We start from the raw sequence: 9,079 nt of genomic DNA on the forward strand, positions 1-9,079 counted from the left end.
CGGGCGGCAAAGGACGCAAGCGTCTCACCGCGCGCTCGGATTTCTGCTTCGACGTTCGCCATTGGATTCATGCCGGGCAGTCTAAACAGCGCTAGGTAGACAGCAACAAACAGTTTGTTTATTCTGCAAACACACGGACAAACAGATCGATGATCCGTGCGAGGTCTGACCCGTTCGGACACGTCTTTCATAAGCTTAGGAGACATCAGGCGATGGGGGTCTACATCTTTCTGGACATCGACGCGGAGGCCATCGAGCCTGCGGCCTGGCGGGGCTTCTACGCCCAAGCGCGCGACTTTCTGATGCAGCATCCGGACGGGCTGGTGGGTCTTCGCCGGCAGACGATCGACTGCAACGGGCAAAGGGTCCGGCGTTGGGTGTATTCCACTCAGCTGGAACAGGACGAGGCAGAGCCGTCACAGCGGCATCTGCGGGTGAGCGGTGATCGGTCTTCCTTGAAAACGGCGGAGGCCTTCCGTCTGTTTGAGGACATTTCGCATTACCGGCGTTCAACGGCCAGTGCCAGTTCAAGCTCCAGCGAGACTGCGGCAAACTTCATCACCGAGGCATTGGCGGACGGGATCAATGGCAATGTCTTCAGCGACAAGACTCAGGGCTATCCCTATCACCAAGCCATTCTGGCCGTGGGCATGCTCGCGGAAGCGCGCTTTCCTGGTCGCGCCCTGGTGCGCGGGGATCTCAGTGTGGCGCAATGCCAGGCTGCGGCAAGCCTGCTGGAGGAGATCATCGGGGTGAGCGTGCCGCTGCCGTTGATGGTCGACGGCGATCGGCTCTACGAGACCCTCGTCGGCGAGGCGCCCACCGTGGAGCGCCTGCAGCACCTGGTCAATGTGTCTCCGCTCGAGGAGGCGGGGGTAGAGATCCTCCACCGACGAGCACCCAGGCCGCTGCAGTTGGAATGGCTCGCCTCGCGCATCGCCCACTACGAGGGGCGGGTCACCTTGGGCGTGATCACCGCGCTGCGTCACTGGCTGAACGTCACCGAAGATCTCGATGGGCTGATCGAGGCGTTGAGCTCGGGGCTCGCTGGGGTGTGCCTAGCGCCCGCTGATCTAGCCTCGGCCCTGGTCTCGACCGGCGTGACGCTGGAGCCGCAGCGGGCGGCGGGACTCGAGGGATTGGATCGACCGGACGCGGCGCGCTGTCTGCCAATCAAGCGTTGCTATTGCGCGAATTGGGGGTGAAGATCGGCGCCATCTGGGACGATCTGCGCGCCGGCCTGGCGGAGCGCATTGGCGACGGGATCGAGCAGCGTCGACTGATGCTGATGCGGGTGCTCGAACACCGACAGATTGCCCTCACCGAGCGCGCCTGGGGTTGGATCGACGCGGAGCAGGAGGAGCCCTATCTGACGCTATTGATCGTGATCGCCGGGGATGAGGACTCGTCAAAACTGTTTGCAAATATGCGCCGCGGGATACTCGAGCATCGGTCGCTCTGCTCGTCCCTGCTTGGATTTATTCGGTGAGCGCATAGGCCGATCAGCTTGCTGTTGGGTCGGGCTGGATCAGGCGCAGCAGCCGATCGACGGCGGCTTGTAGGGAGGCGAGATCGCCTGAGGCGATCTCGACCTGGATGATGCCGCTGAGCGGGCTGCTGGCCGGCGGATCATCCAGTCGATGAGGCGGACGCGCGCTCAGTGATCCCGGCGCTGTTTCGCCAGCCAGGCTTCGATGATGGCGGGGTCGAGCCCTTTGAGCCGCTGCTCGGGGTCGAGCCCCTTGAGGCGTTGCTCAGGATCGAGTCGCTTGAGAATCGCGTCGGGGTCGCGCTTGAGCACGTCTTCGATCACCAGTTCATTGGTCTCGCGGATGAAGTCTTGCAGGGTGTAGGCCATCTCGGGTGCCTCGCGTTGGAAGATGAGGTGCAGTCGTTCGAGCAGTGTCCAGCAGCCGTTTTGGTTGGGCTCGCGCAGGCGGTGGCGATAATGTTCGAGCCCTTGGCGCATGCGATCTTGCTCGCCGGCGAAGAGTTCCCAGGGGGCGTTGCGCGGGTGTTTGCTGACCCGGTTGAGGACGATGACTCGAACGCGATGCCCGCCCCAGAGCAGGTCATAGACGCCTTTCCAGGCGGTGGGTTGCAGGCCGTGGCTGCCCGCGAGCCCTTTGGGATAGCGCGTGGCGACGGCATAGTGTGAAATCCGGGACGGACCACGGTTTAGACTTTCTGGTCAGCCGCTCGCCGCTTGAGCGAGTTGAATTCGGCTAACCTGATGTCGGCAGACGATTGATCCAGTTCTCGGTGCGCAGGCCCGGGACGCGGTTGAACGCTTCCTGATTATCCGTAACCACAATAGCGCCGAGTGCTGAGCCTTGCGCGGCAATCCAGAGGTCATTCGCGCCGATGGGGGTTCCGCAGCGCTCAAGATGGACGCGAATCTCGCCATAGCGCCGGCTGACCCCATCATCAATCGGCACCAGCTCCAACCTTTCCACGAGCTCAGCAAGACGGGCCGCGTTCTTCTCCCGATAAGCGCTCTTTTCGACGCCGAACTCAAGCTCGCCCAAGACCACCGGGGAGAGCAGCATATCGGCCAACAGCCTTTGCTCGAGCTGGCGCTTGACCGTGGCGACCTGCTTCATTGCCGCAATCATGATGTTGGTGTCGAGTAGATAGCGCACCCCGGTGTCCTACAGCGTTGCGATCGGCTCCGGTGGCCGCTCATCTGGCGCCACCAGATCAATCTCCCCAGGATGGTCCCAGAACGGTCGAAAGGCGTCTGCTGCCATGGTCGGCTTGTCGGGCACCAGCCGGGCGATCACACGCCCACGGCGCGTAATGGCAACGGTCTCGCCCGCTTCAACGGCGGCTAGCAGCCCGGAAAACGCCGCTTTTGCTTCAGTGACCTGCACGTGTCGCATGGGAGGATCTCTAGAAAGTGACCATGTGGTCAGAATATCCTCAACACAGGTTGGATACAAGGCCAACGAAACCCGGGACGCAACGAAACCCGGGACGGAACACGGTTGAGCCTGGATGGTCAGCAGGCACACGGCGGTGAGCGCGAGTTTGAGGCTTGTGCGGTCATCACCTTGTCGTGAACAGGTCGTCGAGCGAGTTGGCGGTGAGGATCTGCTCGACCCAGGTGTCCGGTTGCTCGTCCGCGGCTTGCTCTAGGCGCTTGGATGCCGACTCGGGTATCTCGCCGAATTTGAGGGTGATGAGCTTGCGGAGAGTGCCCTCCACGCCCACTTTGCGGCCCACTTTTTGGCCTTCTTTTTGGCCTTCTTGGTGGCCTTCTTTTTTACCTTCTTGGCGGCCTTCTTTGTGGCCTTCTTTTCGGCCCTCCTGGCGCTCGCGTTCTGCCCAGTGTAGTAGGTTTTCGGCCAACATCGCTTTGTCCTCGACGAGTGAGTTGATCTGGGTAAGGTCGATCTGTGCACCAAGCCGCTGGAGATGACGCTTGAGCCAGCGGGTGATGAGCCGATCGAGGCGGGCCTTGTTGGGATCGGCCTGGATCAGGCGCGCCAGCCGGTCGACGGCGGCTTGCAGGGAGGCGCGATCGCCTGAGGCGATCTCGACCTGGAAGAGGCCGCTGAGCGGGCTGTCGATGGCGCTGAGTTGCTCGGAAGTGTAGCGCCCTTCGTCGATCAAGTCGTCGCGCAGATGAGGTTGGTAGGCGCGGAGGAACTGTGGCGGCTCGGGGCGGATTTGATCGCTGATGTCCTCAGCGGCGCTCCAGCGGTCGAGCTCGTTGTAGAGCACGATCGGCAGGATGGGTGGTAGGCCTTGTGTTGGCGTGGTGACCTTGGTCTTGATCAGGTGTTGGTAGAAGCAAGCGACGTAGTGCAGCATGCGCAGCGGCATGGTGGGATTGGCGGTGGATGGGAATTCGATCAGGAGGTAGAAGGCCCCGAGCCGCTCGAGTTCGGTGCTCAAGGCTTGCGGATCTGTCGCCTGCGTATTACATTGCGTATTTACTCATCATGGAGGCACAACCATGAGCACCAGAACGGTCCGCCTTGATGAAGAAGCCGAAGAAACCCTTGAGCGCCTGCGCAACCTAACCGGGCTTTCGATCTCTGACGTTCTGAAACGGGGATTGAGTGCTTACGAAAGCGAGGCGACCAGCCAGGCCCAACGCTCCGCTTATGAGATTTACGCTGAGTTTGATCTCGGCGAAGGCGGCTATGCGCTGGCGCCCGCAACCGAGGCCAAGCGCGCCGTCAAAGATGCGATTCGTCGCAAGCACCCGCGGTGATTCTGGTCGACACCGGTCCTTTGGTCGGGCTGTTCGATCCCGCCGACGCTAGCCACAAGCGCTGCCAGGAGATACTCGCCACGGTCGCTGAGCCCCTGTGCACGACCGTGCCGGTGTTAACCGAGGCGTTTCATCTGTTGAATCCAGAGAGCATTGGCGCTCAACGCCTGATGGATTTCGTCAGCGCGAAAGGGCTCAGCCTCTGGTATCTGAACGATCAGGCACTGACCCGCGCCTTCGCCCTAATGGTCCGCTATGCGGATCATCCGATGGATCTCGCCGACGCCTCGCTGGTTGTCCTCGCCGAAGCCTCCCGATCGCACAAGATTTTCACGATTGATCGAAGCGATTTCGCCACCTATCGAATCCAGATTGGTCATTATCAGTCTGCTTTCGAGATGCTCGGGTGACTGGTTGACCGCATGCCGCCCCGGTCAACCCGCGCCAGCGCCTGGCGAGCTTGCTGCAGCAGCTGCCGACGGCGGGCAGCGCGCTGGCGGAGGCGCAGAGCCATCAGGCACCGAGCCGCTCGGAGATGGAGGAGCTGCTGCAGCGGGCGAACGAGGTGATGAACACCGATGGCGTGCAGTTCGAGATGAGCGAGCCGCCGGGCGAGCGGCTGATCACGCGGATTGTCGACAGCGAGTCGGGCGATGTGCTCCGCCAGATCCCGCCGGAGGAGTTGCTGCGCATGGCGGAGAAGATCACGGAGATGACCCAGGCCGCGCGCGGTGATTTAGTGAATCTTCAGGCTTGAGGGCTTGGGGGAGGCGCTGCAGGATCAAGCCCCGTTTTCTCTTCTCAGTGATCCCTGCGCTGTTTCGCCAGCCAGGCTTCGATGATGGCGAGGTCAAGCCCCTTGAGGCGCTGAAGCGTTCCCAGGGGGCGTTGCGCGGGTGTTTGCTGATTCGGTTGAGGAGACGATGACGCGCACGCGATGCCCGCCCCAGGGCAGGTCATAGACGCCTTTCCAGGCGGTGGGTTGCAGGCCATGGCTGCCCGCGAGCCCTTTGGGATAGCCTGTGGCGACGGAGCAGTTTGACTGTTGGGAAGCGGATTGAGCCAGTGCATTGTGTCAAGACGGAGGCTGAGACCGTAGCGCTTCGATTTGGGCAAGGCTTAGGCCGGTGGCACGGACCCGGGTTTAGCCCGGCTGGTTAGCAGGCGCATGGTCGCGAGCGCGGGGCTCGAGCTCGAACTCAAGGCTGATCGTCTCGGTGCATGCAGCGTGGGGAAATCCGGGACGGACCACAGTTTTGCGCTAGGCGCTTGCGTGCATTTTAGCCGTGCGGCTCGGATGCACGCAGAGCGTCGACTTGGGCCAGTGTCAGGCCGGTTGCTTGGGCAATCTGGGCGTCACTGAGCGCACCGAGTTGGATGAGGTTGCGGGCTGTTTTGCGCGTCGCTTCCTCACGCCCTTCCTCGATGCCCTCCTCACGCGCCATCGCGAGCAAGGTCACCTCATCACGCAGGGCCTTTTCGCGTGCCTCAGCCCAGTAGCGTTCTTCTTCATCGACGCTCATCGCACGCAGCTTGCCGATGGCTTTTTGCACCGGGGGATGGCTTAGGCTGCTCATGAGGGTTTCCTCCTGCCAGTGTTCGAAGTAGGCGATCCAGGCCGAGAGGCGCTCGGGTAGATGGCCGAGGCGGTCGGCTTTTCTCAGTTCGACGATGTTCAGCTGCAGTTCGTGCCCTAGGCGCACGTCGGGACGGGTGCGGTCGCGTAGCTCGAAGCACCAGAGCGCTTGATCGGCGTGCTCGGGCTGATCGAACAGGGCGAAGTCGAGCAGGTGGATGCCGATCACCGGCTTGAGCTTGCGATAGTCGTCGCCCACCCCGGGTTGTTCGCTGAGCATCCGCGCCAGGTAGAGTGTGCCTCGGGCGCTCCAGACGGGAAAGCGTCGCACCTGCATCTCGATATTGTAGCGCTGTCCCTGTTCGTCGATGGCCTTAAGATCGAGGATCAGGCGTTTGCCGCTGAGGCGCTCGGGGTTCAGACGCGCATCGAGCAGGCTGACCTCGATAATCGGCGGCTCGTGACCGCGCACGGCATTGATCAGGTCGACCAGCAGTTCCGGCTCTTCGGAGAAGATGCGGAAGAAGACATAGTCATTCTTGGGATCAAGCAGCTCAAAGTCTGGCTGGCTCGCTTTTTCAGGGCCGTTGGTCATCCGCTTCAGTGCCGAAAGGGGTCGAGGTTATCGCAAACGCTTGCCGGTGGCGATGACGGCGTCTTTGGGCGGCTCTGAAGAAACCCGGGGCGGACTACGGTTTAGCCCGGCTGGTCAGCAGGCGTATGGTGGTCAGCGCGGGCTCGAGCTCGAAGCTGATATTTCCGGCCTTTGAGCGTCTCGGCGTCATCGGTCACCTTGGCGCGGATCTGCACCATGACCAGGCAGCGCCCGCCCCGAGGTTCCCGCAGCGCAGTCCCGAACTCCGGAACTGGACCTCATGACCCATTGTCGCGAGTCGGCCTACCGTATCAGGAAACTGGGCCGCAAGCCGCAGCAGCTGCCGTGCGGCTCCCGTTGGCTGGGCTCGGCCTTGCTCCCAATTTTCCAGCGTCCGCTTAGACACGCCCAGTGCACGCGCGAATTCCATCTGCGAAAACCCGAGTGGGCGTGGATCGGACAGGAGCGCTGACGCAGTCGGCAAGGCGCGCATCAAAAGCCCACTTCTTTCTGGTGACGCACGGCCAGAATCGTGACGGATTGCCGGTCGATACGGTAACGGGCCACATAGCCACTGTCGCCGAAATCGATGATCCAGTCGCGGAATGGGTCTTCCATCTCCTCAACCGGCCGGCCCACTCCCGGCTGTTGGGCGAGCAGCCTGACGCCTTCGCGGATGGCCTTGACAGCCCGCTTGGCCGCGTCTGGGTTCTTGTGAGCAAGGAAGCGATAGAGCCGCTGGACATCAAGCAGCGCCTCAGGCGACCAGATCAGCTGTGGCATGGCGGCGGATCAATGTCGTGCCCCTGTTCAAGCTGCTCCAGCCAGGCATCCGCTTCTGCCGCGCTCAGGTGCAATCCTGTCGATCGGTAAGCCTCCCAGGCCTTGAGCGCATCCTGGCGAAACGCCTCTCGCTTTTCTTCGCGCTCCACATAGTTAGTGATGGCTTCGCGCATCAGCCAGTGCGGTGTGCGCTGACGCGCCTCGGCCAAGCGTTTCAATCGGGCTTTCATCGCGTCATCAAGCTTGACCGCAACAGGACGGACGGTAGCAACAGCCATGGCAACCTCCACTAAAGCAATACAAGGTAATACCTTACTCTACTGCCGCATCCGATGCCACAGCAAACGTGTCGTTCCGGGGTGCAGGCGGAGAGCAATCAGGCCCCTAACCGCAGTGATCTCGAAGAGCCGCTGCGGCGGGTCAATGAGGTGATGAGCGGCTATGAGGTGCAGTTTGAGATGAGCGAGCCGCCCGGCGAGCGCTTGGTGACCAAGTTGGTGGATCAGGAGTCTGGGGATCTGATTCGCCAGGTGCCGGCGGAGGAGGTGTTGCGCATGGCGGAGCAGTTGGACGCGTTGATGATGTCCGCGCGCGGCGGGTTGGTGAGTGAGAAGGTGTGAGGCTGCTGCTGCGTTGACCTGTGCTCAGAGGAAGAGGGTTTCGGGGCTCTCGGCGGTGAGGATGTTGTCAAGCCAGGCGTCGAGCTACCTGATGTTAGCGGCTTCGACGCGCTCGCGGTAGCGCTCGGCGCAGTCGGGGCCAAATTTGCTGGTGAGTAGACGGAGGAGTGTTTTGGCTTCGCCGCGCTGTTCGCCAATGATGACGCCGCGCTGCTCGCCGATGATGACGCCTTTATCAATCCCGGCTTGTTCAACTGTCGTGATGTATGGCATGCGTTGTTGCTCCTCGTAGGCATAGAGTTCTTGGCGGAAGTCGGCTTCCAGCCCCTCGGGTAGGCGGATCATACAGTCGATGAAGCGAAAGAGTTGCAGGATCAAGGGGCGCTCGTAACCGCGCTCGACAGCATCACGGATGTCTGGCAACCCTCATGGGGTGATCTCCCCTCCACGCCAGTAGACGCGCCCCACCAAATTGACCTGAGTCCCCTGCGCTGCCGGCGAGACTCTCCGATCCGGATACCGAGTGAGGTTGTCGGCGCGGAGAATCCAAGCGCCATCATAGTCGACATCGATTCGGCGGATGATGAGCGTTTGACCAGCGTGCAGGAGAAACACGCCTCCTTCGACGGGACAGCTGTCCGCGAGGTCGATTAGCAGGATGTCGCCGTCCTGAATCAGGGGCGCCATCGCATCGCCCTCGGCTTGATACAGGGCCAGGTTCTCTTGCCGCAGCTCCCGGCGCTGCAACCAGTCGGGAGGAAAGGCCACGGGCGAGCGTCGCTCCTCGATCATCACCACCTGCCCCGCTTGGAGCGCTAGGCGTTGCTTGGGAAGCCATGGCGAGGGCTCGCTCGGATCGTTGTCTCCTGTCTCACGGATCGCGAATCCAGAGATCTCTGGATACGTATGGGTAGCTCCCGTGTCAGCCGCGGACCTGGCATGGCTATTCGGCTGATCCGCTTGGCACTGATCCGCTTGGCGCTGATCCATTTGGGGCTGGTCCGCTTGGAGCTGGTCCGTTAGGTCAGGCGCCACGGGCTCCCCCGTCAACAACCGATCGAGACTCCAGCCCAACGCCTCGGCCACAGCGGCCTGCTTCGTCCTAGGGATGCCCCGGCGCTTCCAGTTGTTGATGTCTTGACTACGCACGCCGATGCGGGCGGCAAAGGACGCAAGCGTCTCACCGCGCGCTCGGATTTCTGCTTCGACGTTCGCCATTGGATTCATGCCGGGCAGTCTAAACAGCGCTAGGTAGACAGCAACAAACAGTTTGTTTATTCTGC

17 protein-coding genes are annotated in these 9,079 nt (G+C 61.9%); 7 read left to right on the forward strand and 10 right to left on the reverse strand.

Annotated features, from left to right (window positions below):
* Window positions 1-212 precede the first annotated feature (212 nt).
* Together CCR96_RS00085 and CCR96_RS00090 are read left to right on the forward strand one after the other, a co-directional pair.
* A complete protein-coding gene (locus CCR96_RS00085) occupies window positions 213-1,205 on the forward strand; it encodes a hypothetical protein (protein WP_201215003.1) in 993 nt (330 codons plus the stop codon).
* A complete protein-coding gene (locus tag CCR96_RS00090; RefSeq protein WP_201215004.1) occupies window positions 1,202-1,489 on the forward strand; it encodes a hypothetical protein in 288 nt (95 codons plus the stop codon). The genes CCR96_RS00085 and CCR96_RS00090 overlap by 4 nt, the downstream gene beginning before the upstream one ends.
* A 168-nt stretch (window positions 1,490-1,657) precedes the next feature.
* On the opposite strand, the gene CCR96_RS00095 is transcribed toward CCR96_RS00090, so the two are convergent.
* A complete protein-coding gene (locus CCR96_RS00095; protein ID WP_201215005.1) occupies window positions 1,658-1,969 on the reverse strand; it encodes a hypothetical protein in 312 nt (103 codons plus the stop codon).
* On the opposite strand from CCR96_RS00095, the gene CCR96_RS00100 reads away from it, so the two are divergent.
* Window positions 1,949-2,158, forward strand: a complete 210-nt coding sequence (locus CCR96_RS00100; protein WP_201215006.1) for a hypothetical protein — start codon at window positions 1,949-1,951, stop codon at window positions 2,156-2,158. The two genes, CCR96_RS00095 and CCR96_RS00100, sit on opposite strands and share 21 nt — an antisense overlap.
* A 67-nt stretch (window positions 2,159-2,225) precedes the next feature.
* On the opposite strand, the gene CCR96_RS00105 is transcribed toward CCR96_RS00100, so the two are convergent.
* The 3 genes from CCR96_RS00105 to CCR96_RS00115 form a co-directional block, all read right to left on the reverse strand.
* Window positions 2,226-2,642: a PIN domain-containing protein gene (locus CCR96_RS00105; protein ID WP_201215007.1), complete on the reverse strand. Its 417-nt coding sequence runs from the start codon at window positions 2,640-2,642 to the stop codon at window positions 2,226-2,228.
* 9 nt (window positions 2,643-2,651) lie between these two features.
* Window positions 2,652-2,882: a type II toxin-antitoxin system Phd/YefM family antitoxin gene (locus CCR96_RS00110; protein WP_201215008.1), complete on the reverse strand. Its 231-nt coding sequence runs from the start codon at window positions 2,880-2,882 to the stop codon at window positions 2,652-2,654.
* 166 nt (window positions 2,883-3,048) lie between these two features.
* A complete protein-coding gene (locus tag CCR96_RS00115; RefSeq protein WP_201215009.1) occupies window positions 3,049-3,900 on the reverse strand; it encodes an Rpn family recombination-promoting nuclease/putative transposase in 852 nt (283 codons plus the stop codon).
* A 61-nt stretch (window positions 3,901-3,961) separates the two neighbouring features.
* On the opposite strand from CCR96_RS00115, the gene CCR96_RS00120 reads away from it, so the two are divergent.
* The 3 genes from CCR96_RS00120 to CCR96_RS00130 are packed head-to-tail and all read left to right on the forward strand — an operon-like array spanning window position 3,962 to window position 4,979.
* The gene (locus CCR96_RS00120; protein WP_201215010.1) at window positions 3,962-4,222 is read left to right on the forward strand and encodes a ribbon-helix-helix domain-containing protein; all 261 of its coding nucleotides are present in this window, start codon (window positions 3,962-3,964) and stop codon (window positions 4,220-4,222) included.
* Complete coding sequence (locus tag CCR96_RS00125; protein ID WP_201215011.1) at window positions 4,219-4,632, forward strand: PIN domain-containing protein; 414 nt, start codon at window positions 4,219-4,221, stop codon at window positions 4,630-4,632. Before CCR96_RS00120 ends, CCR96_RS00125 begins: the two co-directional genes overlap by 4 nt.
* Window positions 4,633-4,682: 50 nt before the next feature.
* Window positions 4,683-4,979 carry a flagellar protein FlaG gene (locus tag CCR96_RS00130; protein ID WP_201215012.1) on the forward strand — a complete coding sequence of 99 codons (297 nt, stop codon included), beginning with the start codon at window positions 4,683-4,685 and terminating at the stop codon, window positions 4,977-4,979.
* A 523-nt stretch (window positions 4,980-5,502) separates the two neighbouring features.
* On the opposite strand, the gene CCR96_RS00135 is transcribed toward CCR96_RS00130, so the two are convergent.
* From CCR96_RS00135 to CCR96_RS00150, 4 genes are all read right to left on the reverse strand, one after another.
* Window positions 5,503-6,393 carry an Rpn family recombination-promoting nuclease/putative transposase gene (locus tag CCR96_RS00135; protein ID WP_201215013.1) on the reverse strand — a complete coding sequence of 297 codons (891 nt, stop codon included), beginning with the start codon at window positions 6,391-6,393 and terminating at the stop codon, window positions 5,503-5,505.
* Window positions 6,394-6,586: 193 nt separating this feature from the next.
* Window positions 6,587-6,886: a helix-turn-helix domain-containing protein gene (locus CCR96_RS00140; protein ID WP_201215014.1), complete on the reverse strand. Its 300-nt coding sequence runs from the start codon at window positions 6,884-6,886 to the stop codon at window positions 6,587-6,589.
* Window positions 6,886-7,176: a type II toxin-antitoxin system RelE/ParE family toxin gene (locus tag CCR96_RS00145; protein WP_201215015.1), complete on the reverse strand. Its 291-nt coding sequence runs from the start codon at window positions 7,174-7,176 to the stop codon at window positions 6,886-6,888. The genes CCR96_RS00140 and CCR96_RS00145 overlap by 1 nt, the downstream gene beginning before the upstream one ends.
* Window positions 7,164-7,454: a CopG family ribbon-helix-helix protein gene (locus CCR96_RS00150; protein ID WP_201215016.1), complete on the reverse strand. Its 291-nt coding sequence runs from the start codon at window positions 7,452-7,454 to the stop codon at window positions 7,164-7,166. The genes CCR96_RS00145 and CCR96_RS00150 overlap by 13 nt, the downstream gene beginning before the upstream one ends.
* A gap of 54 nt (window positions 7,455-7,508) precedes the next feature.
* Between CCR96_RS00150 and CCR96_RS00155 the strand changes: the two genes are divergently transcribed.
* A complete protein-coding gene (locus CCR96_RS00155; RefSeq protein ID WP_201215017.1) occupies window positions 7,509-7,796 on the forward strand; it encodes a flagellar protein FlaG in 288 nt (95 codons plus the stop codon).
* Window positions 7,797-7,880: 84 nt separating this feature from the next.
* On the opposite strand, the gene CCR96_RS00160 is transcribed toward CCR96_RS00155, so the two are convergent.
* A complete protein-coding gene (locus tag CCR96_RS00160) occupies window positions 7,881-8,219 on the reverse strand; it encodes an RpnC/YadD family protein (RefSeq protein WP_201215018.1) in 339 nt (112 codons plus the stop codon).
* A 3-nt stretch (window positions 8,220-8,222) separates the two neighbouring features.
* The coding region (locus CCR96_RS00165) for a S24 family peptidase (protein ID WP_207191800.1) at window positions 8,223-9,079 on the reverse strand (857 nt) is incomplete at its 5' end.

It is taken from the genome of Halochromatium roseum (genome assembly GCF_016653315.1).
GTDB lineage: Bacteria > Pseudomonadota > Gammaproteobacteria > Chromatiales > Chromatiaceae > Lamprobacter > Lamprobacter roseus.

Bases quoted from the DNA above. Each gene is read 5' to 3' on its own strand.
- CCR96_RS00155 (WP_201215017.1), top strand. From the start codon at position 7,509: ATGCCACAGCAAACGTGTCGTTCCGGGGTGCAGGCGGAGAGCAATCAG.
- CCR96_RS00100 (WP_201215006.1), top strand. From the start codon at position 1,949: ATGTTCGAGCCCTTGGCGCATGCGATCTTGCTCGCCGGCGAAGAGTTC.
- CCR96_RS00145 (WP_201215015.1), bottom strand. From the start codon at position 7,176: ATGCCACAGCTGATCTGGTCGCCTGAGGCGCTGCTTGATGTCCAGCGG.
- CCR96_RS00135 (WP_201215013.1), bottom strand. From the start codon at position 6,393: ATGACCAACGGCCCTGAAAAAGCGAGCCAGCCAGACTTTGAGCTGCTT.
- CCR96_RS00085 (WP_201215003.1), top strand. From the start codon at position 213: ATGGGGGTCTACATCTTTCTGGACATCGACGCGGAGGCCATCGAGCCT.
- CCR96_RS00120 (WP_201215010.1), top strand. From the start codon at position 3,962: ATGAGCACCAGAACGGTCCGCCTTGATGAAGAAGCCGAAGAAACCCTT.
- CCR96_RS00140 (WP_201215014.1), bottom strand. From the start codon at position 6,886: ATGCGCGCCTTGCCGACTGCGTCAGCGCTCCTGTCCGATCCACGCCCA.
- CCR96_RS00095 (WP_201215005.1), bottom strand. From the start codon at position 1,969: ATGCGCCAAGGGCTCGAACATTATCGCCACCGCCTGCGCGAGCCCAAC.
- CCR96_RS00110 (WP_201215008.1), bottom strand. From the start codon at position 2,882: ATGCGACACGTGCAGGTCACTGAAGCAAAAGCGGCGTTTTCCGGGCTG.
- CCR96_RS00150 (WP_201215016.1), bottom strand. From the start codon at position 7,454: ATGGCTGTTGCTACCGTCCGTCCTGTTGCGGTCAAGCTTGATGACGCG.